Raw genomic sequence first — 19,000 nt, forward strand, 5'->3', positions numbered from 1 at the left:
CGCCAGAACTGCCACCAACCTCATGATCGACACGGTGGAGGGTGCGTGGTCAAAGGAGGGTGGTCGGGTCGAGGGTCGTGACCACGTCTCCGAGCACGACGACTGCCGGCGGGCGCAGCCCGGCAGCGGTCACCGCGTCGGCCACCTCACCGAGAGTCGAGCGGACGACCCGTTGAGCGCCTGTGGTTGCCTCCTGAACCACTGCGGCAGGTGTGGTGGACGCCCGCCCGTGCGCCAACAGTGTGCTGGTGATCGGCCGTAGGTTCTTCAAGCCCATCAGGATCACCAGCGTGCCGCGCAGGTTGGCCAGGGCCTCCCAGCGGACAAGTGAGTCCGGCGAGTCCGGCGCGACGTGCCCGGACACGACGGTGAACTCGTGCGCCACCGACCGGTGGGTGACCGGAATGCCCGCCGCAGCCGGCGCGGCGATCGAGCTGGTCACCCCCGGCACCACCGTGACCGGCACCCCGGCTGCCGCGCAGGCCAGCAGTTCCTCTCCGCCACGGCCGAACACGTACGGGTCGCCGCCCTTGAGCCGGACCACGAAGGCTCCCGCCGAGGCCCGCTCCACGAGGACCCGGTTGATCTCCTCCTGGGTCCGGGACGGACCGTAAGGGATCTTGGAAGCGTCCACCAGTTCCACCCCGGCGCGCAGTTCGTCGAGGAGCAGTCCGGGCACCAGACGGTCGGCAACCACCACGTCTGCCTCGCTGAGCAGCCGCCATCCCCGGAGGGTGATCAGTTCCGGGTCACCGGGTCCGGCACCCACCAGGGCGACTCGACCAGGTCGGTCACCCCCACCAGCAGACACGTCGGGAGAACTTCCCGGCTGGGCGTGCTGCGATTCCAGCAACCTCGGCGTGCTCCGCAGAAGGGTACGGACGGCGTCGCGGACGCTCACTGCGCGACGTGGGTCGCCACCGCCGTGCACCGCGACCGTGACCGGGCCGTACCGGGTCACGGCCGGAGTCCAGGCCGTCGCGGCGGTCCGGTCGTCGGCGCGTACGCAGAAGATCCGACGTGCCGCGGCGGCGGCGCTGATCGCCCCGGCGGCGACCGGGTCGTCGATCGCGACCTGCACCAGCCAGGCACCGTCGAGATCGTCGGGGGCGAACCGACGCGGCACCCAGTGCAACCGCCCGGCGTCGACGTGCGCGCGTAACGCCGGAGTGATCTCCGGCGCCACCAGCTGTACGTTCGCGTGTGCGTCGAGCAACGCCGGTACCCGCCGCGTGGCGACCGCTCCCCCACCGACCACCACCACACGGAGTCCGGCCAACTGGAGCCCGAGGGGGTACGGGTTGGCGCTCATGCCGCCTCGCCCCACGCATCGGGGTTGCCCGGTGCTCCGCCGCGGGCCCGGAAGATTCGCTCGCTCACTTCTCCGCCACCCCGGCGGAATCGAAGGTGGCCACCTCGTGCAGTACCCGGACCGCGCCGGTGACCACGGGTAGGGCCAGCAACGCGCCGGTACCCTCACCGAGCCGCAGACCGAGATCGACGAGGGGGGTGAGGCCGAGCTGGCGGAGCGCGACCGTCGCGCCGGGTTCTGCGGAGCGATGACCAGCGATCATGGCCGATACGGAGTCCGGAGTGAAGGCTGCCGCCGCGAGGGCGGCCGAGGCCGCGATCACCCCGTCCAGGAGCACCGGTATCCGGCGTGCCGCTGCACCGAGCACGAACCCGGCAAGCGCGGCGTGCTCCAGCCCACCGACCGCGGCCAGCACGCCGAGCGGGTCCGCCGGGTCGGGGCTGTGCAAACGCAACGCGGCCCGCACCACCCCGATCTTGTGCTGGTACGTCGGGTCGTCGACGCCGCTGCCCCGCCCGGTGGTTTCGGCGGCGTCGATCCCGGTGAAGGCGGCGATCAGGGCGGCGGCCGGGGTGGTGTTGGCAATGCCCATGTCGCCCGTCAGCAGGATCCCGGCCCCGGCGTCGACAAGTTCCGCGGCGATGCTGAGGCCGACCTCCACCGCCGCCCGCGCCTCGTCGCGGGTCATCGCAGCGGTGGCGGTCATGTCCCGGGTGCCGCGCCGGACCGGTGCGCTCACCAGCCGGGGCAGCTGCGGTCCGGGCAAGCCGTAGCGGGCCTCGGCGTCGCCCGAGGCGTCATCGGTGGTCGCGTCGGGAACCGGCAACGCACCGGCCACGCCGACGTCGATCACGGCCACTGAGGCGCCTGCCTGCCGAGCGAAGGCATTGACCACCGCACCACCGGCCAGGAAGTTGCCGACCATCTGCCCGGTGACCTCCTGCGGCCAGGGACTCACCTGCTGGGCGTGCACTCCATGATCTCCGGCGAAGATCGCCACTGCCGCGCGGTCGGGCAACGGTGGCGGGCAGATGCCGGCCAGACCGGCGAGGCGTACGGCCAGGTCCTCCAGGGCGCCGAGCGAACCGGCGGGCTTGGTCAGGCGCGCCTGCAACCCGCGTGCCGCGGTCATCGCCGCCTCGTCGAGCGGACCGACTGCCGCGATGGTGTTCTCCAGCATCATGCCTCCATGATCTCGGCCAGCACCTTGAGGAAGGTGTCGGTGGTCACCTGATCCCGTACTGCGATCCGTAGCCAGTCCGGGCCGAGTCCCGGGAACGTGTCACCACGGCGTACCGCCCAGCCGCGCGCCCGCAGCAGTTCTCGGATCCGGTCGGCACCGGAGATCCGCACCAGGACGAAGGCGCTGGCTGGTCGGCCGGCCACGCATACCCCGGGCAGGGCTTCGAGTCGCGCGACCAGGTGTGCGCGGTCGGCCGCGAGCTGCGCGGCGATGACGTGTTCGGCCTGGATCGCCGCAGGGCTCGCACAGGCCTCGGCGGCGGCCAGCGCCGGGGTGGAGACCGCCCACAGCGGCTGTACGGCGGCGAGTCGGCGCAGCAGCGTCGCCTCGCCGAGCAGGTAGCCGATCCGCAGCCCGGCCAACCCCCACGTCTTGGTCAGGCTGCGTACGACGATGAGCCCCGGCAGGTCCCGGCGGCTGGCCAGGGATTCGGGCTCACCGGGTATCCCGGCGGTGTCAGCGAATGCCTCGTCGACCACGAGAACCCGACCGGGGCGGGCCAGCGCGGCGAGGTCGGCGGCCGGGTGCAGCACGGAGGTCGGGTTCGTCGGGTTGCCGACGATGACCAGGTCGGCGTCGGCGGGTATCCGGTCCGGGTGGAGCCGGAAGCCGTCCGCCGCGTCGAGCAGTACCCGCCGTACGGTGTGCCCGGCTGCCCGCAGCGCGGCCTCGGGCTCGGTGAACTGCGGGTGCACCACCACCGGCCGGTGTATCCCACGCAGTGCCTGGGCGAGCAGCACGAATCCCTCGGCGGCTCCGGCGGTGAGCAGCACCTCCTCCGGTAGCCGGCGGTGCCGGGTGGCGACGGCGGCGCGGGCCGGGCGGTGATCCGGGTACGCGGCGAGATCTGCCATCGACGCGGTGATCGGCCCGGCCAGCCAGGGAGGCAGCGGTGCGCGTCGCACGTTGACGGCGAGGTCGACCAGGTCTCCGGCGACCTCGGCGTCACCATGGTGCGTCAGATCCGGTTCCGCCGCCGCGGGTGTGGAAGTCGCGCTCTGCTGCCCGTGCATGACCGCGATCCTGCCGGGAAGGCGGCGCGGGGGACAACCCGGCGGATGGGCCGCATCACCACTCATCACTTCATGAGTATTTCTCATATATGAACCGGAAATGTCATAACTTGACGGGGTGAGCTACCGACCCCTTGCGTCCGCTGGTCGTCTCGTTCCACTTCTCCGCGCCGGTCTGATCGCCGGCATCGTCGTTGCCGCCGCCGCCTACCCGGTCGTCGCGGTCACCGGTGTCGGCGCCAAGGCCACCGCGCACGCCGTGGAGAGCAAGACCCGCCTGCTGACCACCGCCCTGCCCGCCGAGACCTCCTACCTGTACGCCCCGGACGGCAAAACCGTGCTGACCATGTTCTTCGAGGAGTACCGGCAGTACACCCAACTGTCGGACATCTCGCCCAACATGCAGCAGGCCATCGTGGCCGCCGAGGACAACCGCTTCTACCAGCACCACGGCGTCGACCCGAAGGGCGTCGCCCGCGCCTTCGTGGCCAACGCCCGATCCAGCGGGATCTCCCAGGGAGCGTCCACGCTCACCATGCAGTACGTCCGGATGGCGCTGCGCGACAGCGCCACCACCCCGAGAGAGGTGCAGGAAGCCACGGCGCAAACCCCGACACGCAAGATCAAAGAAATGCGCATGGCAGTCGACCTGGAAAAGGAGCTGAGCAAGGAGGACATCCTGGAGCGCTACCTCAACTCGGCGTACTTCGGGCACCGCGCGTACGGCATCTACGCCGCCAGCGAAATCTTCTTCTCGAAGACCCCCAAGGAGCTGACCGCGGTCGAAGCAGCCACCCTCGCCGGGCTGGTCAAGTCACCCTCCGAGTACGACCCGGCCAGCTCGGACCAGAAGGACGCCACCGCCCGGCGCAACTACGTACTCGACAACATGGCCCGCCTCGGCTACCTCTCGCCGGACTCGGCGCAGGCGGCCAAGGGCGAACCGATCCGGCTCCGGCTGACCTACCCGCCCAACGACTGCGCCGCGGTGCCCGACAAGTGGAACAGCTGGGGATTCCTCTGCGACTACGTGAAGAACTGGTGGAGCGCCCAACCGGCGTTCGGGGACAACCGGCTCCAACGGCTGGACAAGCTGCGCCGAGGCGGCTACCGGATCGTGCTGAGCATGGACCCGAAGATCCAGACCGCGGCGGAGAAGCACGTCGGCACCCAGTCGAACACCGGCAGCCCGTTCGCCAACGGCATCGTCGTCTCCGAACCCGGAACCGGGCGGGTCAAGGCGATGGCGGTGAACCGCACGTACTCGCTGAACCTGGACGAGAATCCGCTCAGCTCCAACCCCGAAGCCGGACCCGAGGTGAAAGCCAACTACCCGAACACGGTGGCCCCCCTGATGGGCGGCGGTGGCCTACCCGGCTACCAGGCGGGATCGACGTTCAAGATGTTCCCCATGCTTGCCGCACTCGACGCCGGCATGCCCCTCAACACCACGTTCAACGCACCACACAGCTACCGATCCGAAATCTACGACGGATGGCAGCCCTCCAACGCCAGCGGCGCGATGAGCGGCACCCAGACCATGTGGTCCGGTTTCGGCAAGTCGGTGAACACCTACTTCGTCTGGCTGGAGGAACAGGTCGGGGCGGAACAGGCCGTCCGGCTCGCCGAGCAGCTGGGACTGCGCTGGCGCACCGACGTGGACCGGGAGCACGCCTCCCCGGCGAAGGCCAACAAATGGGGTGCCTTCACCCTGGGTGTCTCCGACGCCACTCCGCTGGAAATGGCCAACGCCTACGCGGCGGTCGCCGCCGATGGACGCTACTGCGAGGCGATGCCGGTGAACGCCATCTACAACCGGGACGGCACCCCCGCCACCTACACCACACCCGGTGGCATCGAACGGGAGGTCGCCAAGCCGCGTTGCCGCCAGGTGGTCGATGCCGACGCGGCACGCGCCGCCACCGACGCCGCCCGCTGCCCGACCGGCGACACCCCGGCCAAGGGCAGTTGCGGTGGCTGGTCGACGGCGGACAGCGTACGCGGCACGGTGGGCCGCCCGGTGGCCGGCAAAACCGGCACCACGGACAGCACCCGTTCCGCCTGGTTCGTCGGCTACACGCCCGAACTGGCGGCGGCCAGCTTCATCTCCGACCCCGACAACCCCTTCAACGCGGTGGGCGACGGGCAGTCGCAGATTCCCATCGCGGCGGTGTCGAACACCCTGCGCGACGCACTGAAGGGCAAACCCGTCCGGGACTTCGTCCCGCCGTCGGACCGGATCGTCGGTTGACGATCAGTTCGACGACCGACCGACCGGGTCGGACGCCACCACACCGGCCGGTTCGCCCGCAGCGACACCCGCCGGCCCGGCCGGGCCACCGCCGCCAACCCCGACCAGGGCCGTGGCCGGCTCGGCCACAGCGGCGGCCACCAACCGCGTCGCTATCTGCGGATACGCGGCCCAGTGCGGAACGAGCTGGGAGGCGTGCACGCCACGCCAGATGAACCCCTCAGGTACACCACCGGGCCAACTCCACGCCGGACGTTGCCCGCCCCGGGGAGTGAGGACAGCCCGGTGCTCCTTGTGCCCGGTCACCACCTCACCCCCGGCGGCGACCACGCTGTCGCCCTGCGCGGTCGCCTCCCGATAGCCGATCACCAGCCCGTCCCGCATGCTGCCGACCGCGTCGAGCACCCCGCACATCGGCAGCCCGTCGAGTTCCCTGGCCAGCCAGAGCAGACCAGCCCCCTCGGCAACCACCGGACGGCCAGCGCGGGCCAGCTCGGCGACCGCGATGCAGAGCCGCCGGTTGGCGGAGAGCCGCTCCGCGTACGACTCCGGCAGCGCTCCGCCGACCACCAGGGCCCGGGTGTCGACCGGCAGCACCTCGTCGGCGAACGGGTCGAGCGTCCGCACCTGCGCACCGGCGGCCCGTAGCAGCTCGGCCGTCTCGGCGTGACTGAAGCTGCCGCCCGGCCCACCGAGCAGCGCCACGACAGGACCGTCACCGCCGGCGGGCCGGCCCCGGTCGGTCTCGTCGCCGCTCTGCGGAGACCACTGCGGCATGCCCAACGCCGGTGCCGAACGGGCCAGCCCAAGCAGCCGTTCCAGATCGACCGTGGCGGTCACCGCCTCACCCAACCGCCGGACGGCCCGGGTGGCCTCGCCGGCACCTTCGAGCACCGGCAGCACACCGTGCCGCCGGGACGGCAACACCGAGGGCAGATCCTGGCGGCGCAACGCGCCGTAGACCGGAACGCCGATGTCGTCGAGCGCCTCGCGCAGCAGCTGCTCGTGTCGGGTGGAGGCGACCCGGTTCAGGATCACACCGCCGATCCACAACTGCTCGTCGTACGCCCGGAAGCCGTGCACCAGTGCGGCCACCGACTGTCCCATCGCGGCGACGTCGACCACCAGCACCACCGGGCTACGCAGCACGGTGGCCACAGCGGCGGTCGACTCGGTCTCGCTCCGGCCGGTCAGGCTGTCGTACAGACCCATGCTGCCCTGCACCACGGCGAGGTCCGTCCCGTGCGCCCCGTGCAGCAGCAGCGGGGCGACCCGTTCGGTGCCCACCAGTCGTGGGTCCAGGGTGCGCCCCGGTCGACCGCTGGCCAGCCCGAGGTACGCCGCGTCCACCTGGTCGGGCCCGATCTTGAAACCGGCCACGTCGAGGCCCCGGTCAGCGAACGCGGCGAGCAGACCGATCGCCAACGCGTTCTTGCCGTGCCCGGAGGAGGGGGCACTGAGCACCAGACGCGGCACGACGGTCATCATGGACTCCTCGCGAGCGGTCGGCGTGCCGACCGTCGGCGCGCTCCGCCCGCGTGACGATAGCTGAATCGGACGCCGCGCACGCACCCTCCGCCACGCCGCCCGTGCCAGGTCAGTCAACCAGTGGCGCAACGCCCCGACACGGGCACTCTCCGCCACGATGCGGGTCCCGCCGACCGTCACCGGCCTGAGTCACTGCCGGGCCACGACGACCGACGCGACCGCCGGGACGGCCCAGCCCAGTGGCGGCGGTCACACGGGTAACCTCGTGGCGTGTACCGGTTCCTGCTGACGCCACGCTGGCTGGGCATTCTCGTGCTGGCCCTGGCCGCCGCCACGGTGATGGTGCTGCTCGGCAACTGGCAACTGGACCGCTACCAGGGCCGGACCGCCGTCAACGAACGCATCGACGCCGGCCTTCGGATGGACCCGGTGCCGCTACGCGAGGCACTGCCCACGCCGACCGGAAGTCCCGGCACGGTCGGCGCCCCACCGGCGCAGGAACGGACCTTCACCCGGGTCACGGTGACCGGTCGATACGACACCGACAACATCGTGCTGGTGCGGGGCCGCACGGTCGACGGTCGAGTCGGCTTCGAGGTGGTCACCCCGTTGCTGCTCGCTGACGGCACCGCCGTCCTGGTGGACCGGGGCTGGATCCCACCCGCCCCGGGTGGAGCGGTGGCACAACCCGAGGTACCACCGGCACCGGCAGGTGAGGTGACTGTCGAGGGGCGACTGCACGCAAGCGAGAGCGGCGACGCCAAGGTGTCCCGCCGTGCCGGGCGACTGGAAGGCCGCCGGGTCTCCGTGCCCCAACTCGCGGGCGAACTACCGTACCCGGTGTACGGCGCGTACGTGCTTCTCGACGAGCAGACGCCGGCCGCCGACCCGACCTTCCGGGCAGTGTCGATCGGCCACGCCAACAACTGGCAGAACCTCGGCTACGTCGTACAGTGGTGGATCTTCGCGGCGATGACTCTGGTCGGCTACGGCTGGGTTGCCCGCCGTGAGGCCCGCCGGATCGCCGGAGTGACCGACGAACGCCCCCGGGATCGGGCCGCCGATCCCGGTGCGCCCGTGTCGAGCTGACCGTTCAGCCCGATGGGCGGCCCACATGGATCGCCCGGACGGCGTCGATGGTGTCGGCCTCGGCCGCGGGCTTGTCGTCCCGGTAACGGACCACCCGGGCGAATCGTAGAGCCACCCCACCGGGATAACGCGAACTGCTCTGCACCCCGTCGAACGCGATCTCCACGACCTGCTCGGGTCGGACCCGGACAACCCAGTCACCACGTTCCACCGCGAGGCCGAGGAAACGCTCCGTCTGCCAGCGCAGCAGCTCGTCGGTGAGGCCCTTGAAGGTCTTGCCGAGCATCACGAACCCACCTGTGGACGGGTCGCGGGCACCCAGATGCAGGTTCGACAGCCAGCCGGTGCGTCGGCCGCTGCCCCACTCCACGGCAAGCACGACCAGGTCGAGGGTGTGTCGGGGCTTCACCTTGACCCAGGCGGCACCACGTCGCCCGGCGTCGTACGGCGCCTCGGGTGCCTTGACCACCACACCCTCCTGGCCCGCGTCGAGTGCGGCGGCGAAGGCCGCACCGGCCCGCTCCGGTCCGTCCACCTCCATCCGCCCGACCAGCAGCGACGCGTGGGCCGTTCCGTGCAGCGCCGCCCACCGCTCCCGGCCCGGCAGGTCGATCAGATCCGCCCCGTCGAGGTGCAGCAGGTCGAAGAAGTACGGCGTGAGCACGGTCCCGCCGGCGGCGCGCACCGCCGGCGCGACGGGGGCCCCGACGGGACCGGCCCGCCGGGCGGCGGCACTCGACGTCTGCTGGAACGGCACGGGTCGGCCGGCAGCGTCCAAGCCGATGGCCTCGCCGTCCAGAACGATCTCCCTGGCCGGCAGGGAGCGCACCGCGGCGACTACTTCGGGCACCCGGGCGGTGATCTCGTCGAGGCTGCGGGAGAACACCGCGATGTCGGAACCACTGCGGTGCACCTGGATGCGGATGCCGTCGAGTTTCACGTCGACCACCGCGGGCACCCCGGTGGCGGCGAGCGCCTCGTCGACCGTGGACGCGCTCTGTGCCAGCATCGGCGCCAGCGGCCGACCGATCTGCAGACCGAACTCGGCAAGCGCGGCCGCCCCGCCGCCGAGGGCGGCGACCGCCACCACCCGCAGGTCGCCCGCGAGCAGCAACGCCCGGCGTACGACAGCGACGGACACCCCGGCGGCCCGGGCAATCGCATCGGCGAGCAGCCCGGCCTGGGCGCCGTGCCGCAGCTCGCCGAGGAACAGGCCGGTCAGCAGGCGCTGCTCGTCGGCGGTCGCGGCAGCGTAGAGCGCGTGCACCAGCGCCCGACGACGAGCCTGCGAACCGGCGCCGTGCACCGCCGTGATCTCGTCGATCGCGGCGTCGACCGCCGACACGGAAAGCGTCGGCTCGGCCGCTGGCGGTGGCAGGTCACGCAGGCTGGCCCCACCGACACCGGTCTGCCGCTGACGCAGCTCACCAGCGAGCCAGCCGGAGCCCGCCGCCACCTCGGGCGCGTCGAGCCGCCGCAGGGCATCAGCGAGCAACTCCACCTTGGCCCGACGACCGCTGGTGGCACCGACAGCAGCGGAGGTTGCAGCCAGGTCCAGGAACCGCACGACCTCATCCTGCCAGGAACCACCAGCAACCGGCGCACCTGCGGATGGACCCGAGCACCCCTCGCCACCGAGCGGTGAGCACCGACCTCGCCCGCGCTCGCCGACACCGCGTGACGTCAGACCGGGACCGGCTCCTCGATCCGCAGCCCCCGGGCACGGACGCCGTCAGCGATCCGCGACAGCGACGCATCCAGCGCGACCAGAACGGCCGACAGCTCACCGAGCTGTTCCTTCAGCGTGTCCTCCGGCCATGCGGAGACGTCGACGTCCCCCAGAGCGATGACGGCGGCCTCCAGGCGAGCCAGAACCTCGTTAGTACGCATGTTCGAGAGGCTACAACAGCCGCGCGTCCGACACACCGGAAACGGCCACTGTGGCTACGAGGTTACGGTTCATCCTCGGCCCACCTCAGCCACTGCGCCCAGCAGCAACGCCTCCGCGAGGCAGACCCGCGCGAACTCACCCAGATGCAGGCTCTCGTTCGGCCCGTGGGCCCGGGCGTGCGGGTCCTCCACCCCGGTCACCAGGATCGCCGCTCGGGGAAACATCTCCTGGAAGGTGGCGATGAACGGAATGGAACCGCCGACTCCGATCTCCACCGCGTCGGTGCCGTCCCAGGCCGCCCGGAAGGCCGATCGGGCAGCGTCGAACATGGGGCCACTGGCATCGATGACGCAGGGGGCGCCATCATGCTCGAAGGTCACCTCGACCTGTGCGCCCCACGGAGCATGCTGCTCCAGGTGTGCGCGCAGCGCCGCGTACGCCCGCTTCGGTTCGTCGCCCGGCGCCAGTCGTACGCTGAGCTTGGCTTTGGCCGCCGGAACCAGCGCGTTCGGCGCCTCCCCGGTGGCGGGGGCGTCGACACCGAGCACGGCCAGCGCCGGCTTGGTCCACAACCGGTCGGTGATCCGGCCGGTGCCGAACAACCGCACTCCCTCGGCCAGTCCGGCCTCGACCCGGAAGCGATCCTCCGGGTAGTCGACGCGGGCCGCCTCCCGACCGACAAGCCCGGCCACCGCCACGTTCCCGGCGTCGTCGTGCAGCGTGGCGAGCAGCCGGACCAGAGTGGTGAGCGCATCCGGGACGGCACCGCCGAACATGCCGCTGTGCACGGCGTGGTCAAGCGTGCGCACCTGCACGAAGCAGTTCACGATTCCGCGCAGCGACGTGGTGAGAGCTGGCACCCCGACGTCCCAGTTGGTCGAGTCGGCGATCACGATGACGTCGGCGGCGAGCTTGTCCCGGTGCTCGACGAGCAGGCGCTCCAGGGAGTCGGACCCGTACTCCTCCTCCCCCTCGACGAACACGACCACACCGACCGGCAGCCGGTCGCCGAACGCGCGCAGCGCCGCGACGTGCGCCATGATGCCGGCCTTGTCGTCGGCGGCACCCCGCCCGTACAGCCGGCCGTCGCGCTCCACCGGCTCGAACGGCTCGGACTCCCACAGCGCCGGATCACCGATCGGCTGCACATCGTGGTGGGCGTAGAGCATCACCGTCGGCGCACCGGGCGGTGCCGCCCTACGCCCGATGACGGCGGGCTGACCACCGGCACGCGCCACCTCCACGTCGAGGCCGCAGCCGCGCAGCAACTCCGCCACCGCCTCGGCGGACCGCTCCACCTGCGAGTGGTCGAAACCCTCGAAAGCGATGCCGGGGATGCGGACGAGACGCTCCAGGTCGGCCCGTACGCCGGGCAGTTCCCGCGCGACTGCCTCCCGCAGGTCGGACTCGGTCATGATCGGTGTGGTCATGACCGGCATCGTATGCCGGTCCTACCGGACGTCGCGGCCGGCATGTGCTCGTCAGCCACGTCGGCAGTAGTAACGCTCAGCCGCATGGGGAAGGTCGGGTGCTCCGTCGACGACCAGGTCGGCGCGGTCCTCGGTGCCGTCGACGGCGAAGTGGACGCGTTCGGTGACGTGCCACCGACGCAGCTCCGGCAGGATCGACGGGCCGTCGCGGGCCACCGCCCGGCTCAACCGCAACGGCTGCGGGGCGGTGACGAAAACCGCCAGGGTCAGGTCCGCCCCGGCTGCGGCCCGGGCCGCGCTGACCCCCTCCACGATCAGTACCGACACGGCCGGGACCGGCACCGCAGCGGGCAGGAAACGCCGACGCATCCAGCTGTAACGTCGGTAGGCACCAGGCCGACCGGCTCGTACCGGCGCCAGCACCTGTTCCTCCAGCCGCCCCCAGAAGGTGAGCTGGTCGTCCCACCCGTCGAGCAGGTCGTCGGTGTGCACCACCGGCGGCCGGACCGCATCCGGTGTCTCACCGGCGAGGGCGTCGGCCAGGCGCGCCGCGAAGACGGTCTTGCCCGCGCCGCTCGGCCCGTCCACCGCCACCAGCCGGGTACGCCCCAACCGGGCCGGCCCCGCCAGCACCCGTCGAGCCAGGCCGGCGTACCCCTCGAAGACCACCACCACGGAAAGCGACGTTACCGATCGGGTTGTCCCCGGCCACTTCGGACCGCAGTTCCACCGCCGGACGGCATGCTCGTGGCGTGTCCCATTCCGTGATGAGTCCCGGCGTCGAGGCGTTGCTGGAGCAGGCCCGTGCGGGCATCAACCGACTGACCCCGCAGGAGACGGTGCGGGCCGCCAGCCGGGGTGCGCTCGTGATCGACACGCGCACCGACGTGCAGCGCGGGGAACAGGGTGACCTACCCGGCGTCATCGTGATCGACCGGACGGTGCTGGAGTGGCGGCTCGACCCGGCCAGCGACTGGCGGATACCCGAGGCGACCGGATACGACCTGGAGATCGTCGTGGTGTGCCGGCAGGGATACAGCTCCAGCCTCGCTGCGGCGAGCCTACGGGCCCTCGGTCTGCACCGGGCGTCCGACATGATCGGCGGAGTGGAGGCGTGGCGGTCGGCGGGATTGCCCTTCTCCGACCGGCCGGCCGACGTCCGCTACTGAGTTGCGTGGGGTCACAGCCGTTCCCGTCATCGCCGACCTGCTCGCCGCCGGCCCGTCGTCGACGCCGGCGGATCGTCGACCGGCGCGGTGGTTGGCCGAAGCTCAGCTCCGTGGGGCGCCGGGCGGGACGAACGGCAGGTCGGTCGGGGGGCCGTCCTCGATGAGTCGCCACAGGGCGTCCGTGTCCAGGTGCTCCTCGACCAGGTCGCCGAGCAGGTCGAGGTTGCGTTCACGGGCGGCGGCGAAGGACGTGTCCGGCGCGACCTGGAATCCGGTACGTCCGCAGAGGCGGGCCACCCGGGTGAGGAACCAGCGGCGGAACTCGTCGGACTCGAACGTGCCGTGCCAGTGGGTGCCGTGCACGACGCCGTGCATTGCGCCTTCACCACCGCCGGCAGCGTCGCGTAACAGCGGGGGTACCTGCGGGTCGGCAGTCGAGACGTACCCGTGGTGAATCTCGTAGCCGTGCACCGGACGGTCACCCTCGCCGTTGCCCACCGCCGGTCGGACGGTCTTGCGGCGATCGAAGGTGATCTCGATGGGCAGCAGGCCCAGGCCGGGTACGGTGCCCTGCCGACTCTCCACCGGGTCGTGGATGGCACGGGCCAGCATCTGGTAGCCGGCGCAGATGCCGAGGACCGGACGGCCCGCCGCCACGTGCGCGGTGACGGCGTCACCGAGGCCCGTTTCGCGCAGCCAGGCCAGGTCCGCCACCGTCGACTTCGAACCGGGCAGCACCACCAGGTCGGCGGCGGCGAGTTCGGCCGGTTCGACGGTCAGCCTCACCCGCACGCCCGGTTCGGTGGCGAGCGCCTCGACGTCCGTAGCGTTGCTGATCCGGGGTAGCCGCAGCACGGCCACGTCGAGCCAGTCGGTGCCGTGCGGGGCGGCCGGTCGACCGAGCACCCGCCCGTAGGCGAGCGAGTCCTCCGCGTCGAGCCACAGATCCAGCGCCCATGGAAGCACCCCGTACGTCGGGCGTCCGGTGAGCTGCCGCAGCATGTCCAGACCGGGGGCGAGCAGATTGAGCTCGCCGCGGAACTTGTTGACCACGAAGCCGGCGATGAGGGCCTGGTCGGCGGGGTCGAGCAGGGCGAGGGTGCCGAACATGGCAGCGAACACACCGCCCCGGTCGATGTCACCGACCACGATCGTGGGCAGCCGCGCACGCCGGGCCAGCCCCAGGTTCACGTAGTCGCCCTCGCGTAGGTTGATCTCCGTAGGGCTGCCGGCACCCTCGCAGATCACCACGTCGTACTCGGACTGCAGCTCGGCCAGGGCCGCGTAGGCGGTCTCAGCGAGTCGGGGACGCAGGGTCCGGAAGGTACCGGCGGTGATCGTGTCGACGGCCTGGCCGAGCAGTACCACCTGACTGGCCAGGTCACTGCCGGGCTTGAGCAGGACCGGATTGAATCGCAGGTCGGGGGCGAGCCCGCAGGCCGCCGCCTGCATCGCCTGGGCCCGACCGATTTCGCCGCCCCGGCCGTCCCGCCCGATCACCACGGCGGAGTTGTTCGACATGTTCTGCGCCTTGAAGGGCGCCACCTGCACACCTCGCCGGTGCAGCCACCGGCAGATGCCGGCGGTGAGCACACTCTTACCGGCGTCCGAGTTCGTCCCGGCTACCAGCAGCCCAGCGCTCACCGACGGCTCCCGCGCCGGCCACAGCTGCCGTCCGATCGCCGTGTCCGGCGGACGGCGGTACCGATCAGTCGCCCCGCAGTCAGCGGGTAAGCCGCCGCGAGACCGAGCGCCGCGAGACCGACCGCCCGGGAGATTCGGGCGGCCCGGGCCAGGTGTCGCGTCTCAGGACGTGGCCCGTCGCCGAGGAACGGACGCACCTCCGTACGGCCGAAGTACACGTTCCGCCCACCCAGCCGTACGCCCAGCGCTCCGGCCATCGCCGCCTCGCACTGCCCGGCGTTGGGACTGGGATGATCGCCGCGGTCCCGACGCCATATCCGCCAGGCTCGCGCCCGGTCTCCCTTGCCGGCCGGCGCCAGCGCGACGGTCAGCAACCCGGTCAGTCGGGCGGGCACCAGGTTGACCAGGTCGTCCAGCCGGGCGGCCGGGGTGCCGAACCGGGCGTAGCGGACACTACGCTGACCCACCATCGCGTCGAGGGTGTTCACCGCACGGTAGCCCAGCAGGCCGGGCAGCCCAGCGACCGCACCCCAGACCAGCGGGGCCACCACCGCATCGGAGGTGTTCTCCGCCACCGACTCCACGGTGGCACGGGCGAGTTCCGGCTCGTCGAGCGCCGATGCGTCCCGCCCACAGAGATGCCCGAGCCGGTGCCGGGCGGCAGGCAGGTCACCTCCACGCAACGACCGGCCCATCGTCGTCGCCTCGTCGCGTAGGCTCCGCCCACCCAGCACCGCCCAGGTTCCGGCGGCGACCAGCACCGCCCGGAGCACCGGTCGACGCTGGGTGCCGATGGTGGCGGCCACCCCGATCGCCACCGGCGCGCCGACGCATAGCGCGGTGAAGAACCCGCCGGCCAGCCGCTGCGGGCGGTACAGGCGACGTTCCAGGGCGGCGGCGGCCCGGCCGAATCCGGCTACCGGGTGCCCCCTGCGTGGATCACCGAGCAGCGCATCCAACGCGTAGCCCGCGACCAGCCCCGTCGAGTTCGCCACCGCACCTGCGTGTCGCACGGCATGTCACCCCCGGCCGGTCAGCCTAGCCGAGCCGAACCACCCGGGTCGGCCCGCTGAGCTGGCCTCGCCGCAGTGGTAGCGGGCGGCGACACCGTCGACCGGTCGGTGACCGGACCGGCAGCCGGGCCGGTCACCTGATAGCGATGTCGGGCGCCGCCGTCGCAACCCTCGAGCGAGGAGTCGGATCACCGTTCGTCGACGACGACCCGCGAGGCGGTGTCAGACGAGTTGCGGCAACCGTCCGCGCCCTCGACGACCACGTCTGGTCTCGGTATCGCCCGCCCCCGATCCTTCCGGGCGTACCGCCACCTCGGTTGTGGTCTCTCGGTCTTCGTCGGGCACCGGAGCCAGTTCGTCGAGGGTGTCTTCCTCGACGGCGACAACCGCGTCGAACTCCTCCGACGATTCGAACTCCTCCGACGAATGGCTGTCGGAGGACGTCCCGGGCCCGCGCGCCGACTCGGAGCTGCCTACCGAGCGCGGGTCGACACGGACCGGTAGACCTCCGTCGAAGTCGCCGTCCACCGGGCGGTGGTCTGTCCGGGCCGGGGCCTCGTCGTCCGGTACCGGTTCGGTCGGCTCCCCGTGCACCCGTCGCTCCGCGTCGGCGTCGGAGACCGCGCTGGTGGCCAGACTGGGCCGATTGCGCAGAAACCTCCCCCGCCCCCGGGACAGGTCATGGCCGACCGCGACGGCCTCCAACTCGTACAGCGTGCGGTGGTTGCCGGCGTCGTCGACCCAGTCACGGGTGTAGAGCCGGCCGCAGACGACCACCGGATCGCCGACCATCACCGAGGCGGCAACTCCCTCGGCGAGCTTGCGCCAGCAGTTCACGCGTACCCGCAGGCTGTTGCCGTCGACCCAGCGCCCGCTGTCGCGATCGAGGCGTCGAGCGGTCGAGGCGACCTTGAAATTGGCGACGAGCGTGTTGCTCTGGGCGGTCCGGCGCCATTCCGGCGCAGTAAGAACATTTCCGACAATTGTCATGTGGGTATCGAACATCGTCCCTCCTTCAGGATGGGCATGACTTCGGCGAGTCGACTCACCACCGAGCCTGCGCCCTCGAGCCCTTCGCGCACAGCCCCACGCAGCCGCACCTGTGGACGACCACACCTTCTGTGGACAAACACCTGATCAAAGTCGGGATGTGGTAGGACCCGATCTCCGCCGCCCGCCCAGCGGTCCGCAGGAAACGGAGATGGTCACGTTCCGGACGGAGCCGACCTGGGTACGGAACTCGTCAACCGCGCCCGTCAGCACGACGTACGAAAGGTCAGCGATCATGATGATGACCGTCACCCGTTCCATCCCTCAGGCAGGGCAGGTGCGGCGATGAGCGCCGTGTCGGATCCGGCCACCGTGGCCAAGTGCCTCCGGCTGGGCGCCGGCTTTTCCGACCGGGAACGGAATCGTATCGTCGAGCAGTTCACCACCCTCGACGCCCGCCTGGCCGGCTTCCACGCCGACGCCACCGACATGGAACTGTCGGTGAAGGACCGGGAGGCCAAAGGCCAGAAGGTCACCCTGGAGTGCTGGATCGCCGGCCGGCAGCGGGTCGTCGCCACCTCGACAGAGGAGGACCTGCACGCCGCGCTCAACGACGTCCGCGACGACCTGCGTCGCCAGATGAACGACGCGAAGACCCGGCAGGAGCCCCGCAACAACAAACACCTGCGGATCAACGAACCGCCCGGCCAGACCGCGCCGTCCGACGACCTGGCCGGCGCCGCAACGACGACCAACGAGAGGTGAGTGCACCGCCGGCCGGTTGCCGAACCGGCCGGCGCACCACCGTGGAGGTGAACGACATGCCCAACGTGCAGCAACCCGAGATGCGCCGAAGCGGCGAGACACGCCTGGTGCAGGACAGCGACGGTCCGATCGAGGGCGGTTCGTCCTCCGCCCGCCGGGAGCACCGCTCGGTGCCGATCGACCAGGTGTCGCCGTACGGTCCCGACCGCGGGCGGGCCTCGACCTCACACGAGCCGTCCGGGCGGGAGGCCGTGGGCGACTGACCATCGTCAGCCCCTGCCCGCCGAGAGCTGCGGGCAGGGGCTACCGCCCGGTAGCCGGCCGGCGTACCGTCGGCGAGGTGGAACCGGACGTGCTTGGCCCGCCCTACGAGCGGCAAAACATCGACCTGGGCAGGGACGACGAAGGTCCAGTCGTGGCGACGCTGGTCCGTCGCCGGGCCGAGCACCCCACCGGACGTGCCGTGCTCTACGTGCACGGCTTCGTCGACTACTTCTTCCAGACCCACGTGGCCGACTTCTTCGCCGCGCGTGGCTGGGACTTCTACGCCCTCGACCTACGCAAGTACGGTCGTAGCCTGCTCCCGCACCAGACTCCGAACTTCTGCCGTGACCTCGGCGACTACTTTCCCGAGTTGGACACCGCCGCACGCGTCGTCCGCGACGAGGACGGGCACGACACGCTGCTGGCCATGGGGCACTCCACCGGCGGTCTGATCATTTCCCTGTGGGCAGACGCCCGCCGCGACGCCGGACTGGTCGACGGGCTCTTCCTCAACAGCCCCTTCTTCGACATCAACGCGCCCTGGTTCGTGCGCCGGCCCCTCGCGGCCGCCGTCGCACGCCTGGGCCGCCGGGCACCCCACCGCATCCTCCCGCTCGGGCTCAGCACGGTGTACGGCGAAAGCCTGCACGCCGACCACCACGGCGAGTGGACGTACGACCTGGCCTGGAAGCCGCTCGCCGGTTTCCCTGTCCGAGCCGGCTGGCTGGACGCCATCCGCACCGGTCAGCGGCGGCTGCGCGCCGGGCTGGACATCCCGGTGCCCGTGCTGCTCGCCTGCTCGACCCGGTCCTTCCGGGGCACCAAATGGCAGGACGCGGCAACCCTGGCCGACGCCGTCCTCGATGTCGAGCACATGGTCCGCTGGGCTCCCCGGCTCGGTCACCATGTCACCCTGTCCCGCTTCGACGGCGGCCTGCACGACCTGACGCTCTCCGGCCCCGCCGTACGCGAAAAGGTTTTCGCCGAGGTCGGCCGCTGGGCCGAAGCTTTCCTCGGCGCCGGACCGACACCCACCCGCCCAGCCCCGCCGCATCCCCGGCAGCCGGCCGGGAGAGCATCGCAGATGCTGCAGCGCCACTCCCCCGCAGACACCTGACCCTCGGCGGGCCCGGGCAGCCCGGCGGCCACCAACGCCGACCCGACACCCGTTCCACCCGGCGGCGTCCGGACGGCGGTACCCTTCTCGCGCGATACCACGTTGCGCCCGTAGCTCAGCGGATAGAGCAGGGGACTTCTAATCCCAAGGCCGCAGGTTCGAATCCTGCCGGGCGCACCTATATCTGCCAGGAGAAACGCCCCTAGGTGACTGGTGTTAAACGATGGCTGCCATCGGCGTGGCGGCCATCGTTTTGAATCTATTTCGGGTAGTTTGCTGGGATGACGTTGGGCATAGCGTCGCAGCAGCTGGACCTCTTCG

The 19,000-nt window shown here is 71.3% G+C and carries 16 protein-coding genes, 1 tRNA gene and 1 pseudogene; 7 read left to right on the plus strand and 11 right to left on the minus strand.

Annotated elements, in window-relative coordinates; all coding sequences use genetic code 11:
- Positions 1-49 precede the first annotated feature (49 nt).
- The 3 genes from cobA to cobC form a co-directional block, all read right to left on the minus strand.
- Positions 50-1,312 (minus strand): uroporphyrinogen-III C-methyltransferase, encoded by a 1,263-nt coding sequence (gene cobA / locus HCA58_RS21160; protein WP_169599580.1) that lies wholly within the window; start codon positions 1,310-1,312, stop codon positions 50-52.
- A 64-nt stretch (positions 1,313-1,376) separates the two neighbouring features.
- Positions 1,377-2,492, minus strand: a complete 1,116-nt coding sequence (cobT, locus tag HCA58_RS21165) for a nicotinate-nucleotide--dimethylbenzimidazole phosphoribosyltransferase (RefSeq protein ID WP_169599612.1) — start codon at positions 2,490-2,492, stop codon at positions 1,377-1,379.
- Positions 2,492-3,568 (minus strand): Rv2231c family pyridoxal phosphate-dependent protein CobC, encoded by a 1,077-nt coding sequence (gene cobC, locus HCA58_RS21170; RefSeq protein WP_169599581.1) that lies wholly within the window; start codon positions 3,566-3,568, stop codon positions 2,492-2,494. The genes cobT and cobC overlap by 1 nt, the downstream gene beginning before the upstream one ends.
- Before the next feature lie 118 nt (positions 3,569-3,686).
- On the opposite strand from cobC, the gene HCA58_RS21175 reads away from it, so the two are divergent.
- The gene (locus HCA58_RS21175; protein ID WP_169599582.1) at positions 3,687-5,819 is read left to right on the plus strand and encodes a transglycosylase domain-containing protein; all 2,133 of its coding nucleotides are present in this window, start codon (positions 3,687-3,689) and stop codon (positions 5,817-5,819) included.
- 3 nt (positions 5,820-5,822) lie between these two features.
- Here the strand turns inward: HCA58_RS21175 and HCA58_RS21180 are convergent, their stop codons facing one another.
- On the minus strand, positions 5,823-7,304 hold the full coding sequence (locus HCA58_RS21180) for a cobyrinate a,c-diamide synthase (protein ID WP_169599583.1): 1,482 nt from the start codon (positions 7,302-7,304) through the stop codon (positions 5,823-5,825).
- Positions 7,305-7,577: 273 nt separating this feature from the next.
- Here HCA58_RS21180 and HCA58_RS21185 point away from each other — a divergent pair, with 273 nt between their 5' ends.
- Entirely contained in the window at positions 7,578-8,396 is an 819-nt protein-coding gene (locus tag HCA58_RS21185; RefSeq protein WP_169599584.1) for an SURF1 family protein, read from the plus strand.
- 4 nt (positions 8,397-8,400) lie between these two features.
- Here HCA58_RS21185 and HCA58_RS21190 read toward each other — a convergent pair whose 3' ends face one another.
- From HCA58_RS21190 to HCA58_RS21205, 4 genes and pseudogenes are all read right to left on the minus strand, one after another.
- A complete protein-coding gene (locus HCA58_RS21190) occupies positions 8,401-9,963 on the minus strand; it encodes an ATP-dependent DNA ligase (RefSeq protein ID WP_169599585.1) in 1,563 nt (520 codons plus the stop codon).
- A 116-nt stretch (positions 9,964-10,079) separates the two neighbouring features.
- Positions 10,080-10,286 carry a hypothetical protein gene (locus HCA58_RS21195; RefSeq protein ID WP_169599586.1) on the minus strand — a complete coding sequence of 69 codons (207 nt, stop codon included), beginning with the start codon at positions 10,284-10,286 and terminating at the stop codon, positions 10,080-10,082.
- A 69-nt stretch (positions 10,287-10,355) separates the two neighbouring features.
- Positions 10,356-11,702 carry a dipeptidase gene (locus tag HCA58_RS21200; RefSeq protein WP_205809331.1) on the minus strand — a complete coding sequence of 449 codons (1,347 nt, stop codon included), beginning with the start codon at positions 11,700-11,702 and terminating at the stop codon, positions 10,356-10,358.
- Positions 11,695-12,478, minus strand: a pseudogene (locus tag HCA58_RS21205) (hypothetical protein); the annotation flags it as partial. The gene HCA58_RS21200 and the pseudogene HCA58_RS21205, both read right to left, overlap by 8 nt.
- A 6-nt stretch (positions 12,479-12,484) precedes the next feature.
- Here HCA58_RS21205 and HCA58_RS21210 point away from each other — a divergent pair.
- Positions 12,485-12,886 (plus strand): rhodanese-like domain-containing protein, encoded by a 402-nt coding sequence (locus HCA58_RS21210; protein WP_169599589.1) that lies wholly within the window; start codon positions 12,485-12,487, stop codon positions 12,884-12,886.
- Between the two features lie 102 nt (positions 12,887-12,988).
- On the opposite strand, the gene HCA58_RS21215 is transcribed toward HCA58_RS21210, so the two are convergent.
- From HCA58_RS21215 to HCA58_RS21225, 3 genes are all read right to left on the minus strand, one after another.
- A complete protein-coding gene (locus tag HCA58_RS21215) occupies positions 12,989-14,530 on the minus strand; it encodes a cobyric acid synthase (RefSeq protein WP_169599591.1) in 1,542 nt (513 codons plus the stop codon).
- A complete protein-coding gene (locus HCA58_RS21220) occupies positions 14,527-15,543 on the minus strand; it encodes a cobalamin biosynthesis protein (RefSeq protein ID WP_169599593.1) in 1,017 nt (338 codons plus the stop codon). The genes HCA58_RS21215 and HCA58_RS21220 overlap by 4 nt, the downstream gene beginning before the upstream one ends.
- A gap of 222 nt (positions 15,544-15,765) precedes the next feature.
- Entirely contained in the window at positions 15,766-16,548 is a 783-nt protein-coding gene (locus HCA58_RS21225) for a single-stranded DNA-binding protein (RefSeq protein WP_169599595.1), read from the minus strand.
- 330 nt (positions 16,549-16,878) lie between these two features.
- Here HCA58_RS21225 and HCA58_RS21230 point away from each other — a divergent pair, with 330 nt between their 5' ends.
- The 4 genes from HCA58_RS21230 (at position 16,879) to HCA58_RS21245 (ending at position 18,856) form a co-directional block, all read left to right on the plus strand.
- Positions 16,879-17,298, plus strand: a complete 420-nt coding sequence (locus HCA58_RS21230) for an HPF/RaiA family ribosome-associated protein (protein WP_169599597.1) — start codon at positions 16,879-16,881, stop codon at positions 17,296-17,298.
- Between the two features lie 56 nt (positions 17,299-17,354).
- Entirely contained in the window at positions 17,355-17,561 is a 207-nt protein-coding gene (locus HCA58_RS21235) for a hypothetical protein (RefSeq protein WP_169599600.1), read from the plus strand.
- 77 nt (positions 17,562-17,638) lie between these two features.
- Positions 17,639-18,679: an alpha/beta hydrolase gene (locus HCA58_RS21240; RefSeq protein ID WP_169599602.1), complete on the plus strand. Its 1,041-nt coding sequence runs from the start codon at positions 17,639-17,641 to the stop codon at positions 18,677-18,679.
- 104 nt (positions 18,680-18,783) lie between these two features.
- A tRNA-Arg gene (locus HCA58_RS21245) sits at positions 18,784-18,856 on the plus strand.
- Positions 18,857-19,000: the final 144 nt, after the last annotated feature.

The organism is Micromonospora sp. HNM0581, from assembly GCF_012726175.1.
In the GTDB taxonomy this organism is placed as follows: domain Bacteria; phylum Actinomycetota; class Actinomycetes; order Mycobacteriales; family Micromonosporaceae; genus Micromonospora.

What these genes read in the sequence shown, in the direction of transcription:
- cobA (WP_169599580.1), bottom strand. Translation starts at nt 1,312, where the DNA reads ATGAGCGCCAACCCGTACCCCCTCGGGCTCCAGTTGGCCGGACTCCGT.
- cobT (WP_169599612.1), bottom strand. Translation starts at nt 2,492, where the DNA reads ATGCTGGAGAACACCATCGCGGCAGTCGGTCCGCTCGACGAGGCGGCG.
- cobC (WP_169599581.1), bottom strand. Translation starts at nt 3,568, where the DNA reads ATGCACGGGCAGCAGAGCGCGACTTCCACACCCGCGGCGGCGGAACCG.
- HCA58_RS21180 (WP_169599583.1), bottom strand. Translation starts at nt 7,304, where the DNA reads ATGACCGTCGTGCCGCGTCTGGTGCTCAGTGCCCCCTCCTCCGGGCAC.
- HCA58_RS21195 (WP_169599586.1), bottom strand. Translation starts at nt 10,286, where the DNA reads ATGCGTACTAACGAGGTTCTGGCTCGCCTGGAGGCCGCCGTCATCGCT.
- HCA58_RS21200 (WP_205809331.1), bottom strand. Translation starts at nt 11,702, where the DNA reads ATGACCGAGTCCGACCTGCGGGAGGCAGTCGCGCGGGAACTGCCCGGC.
- HCA58_RS21210 (WP_169599589.1), top strand. Translation starts at nt 12,485, where the DNA reads ATGAGTCCCGGCGTCGAGGCGTTGCTGGAGCAGGCCCGTGCGGGCATC.
- HCA58_RS21225 (WP_169599595.1), bottom strand. Translation starts at nt 16,548, where the DNA reads ATGTTCGATACCCACATGACAATTGTCGGAAATGTTCTTACTGCGCCG.
- HCA58_RS21230 (WP_169599597.1), top strand. Translation starts at nt 16,879, where the DNA reads ATGAGCGCCGTGTCGGATCCGGCCACCGTGGCCAAGTGCCTCCGGCTG.
- HCA58_RS21235 (WP_169599600.1), top strand. Translation starts at nt 17,355, where the DNA reads ATGCCCAACGTGCAGCAACCCGAGATGCGCCGAAGCGGCGAGACACGC.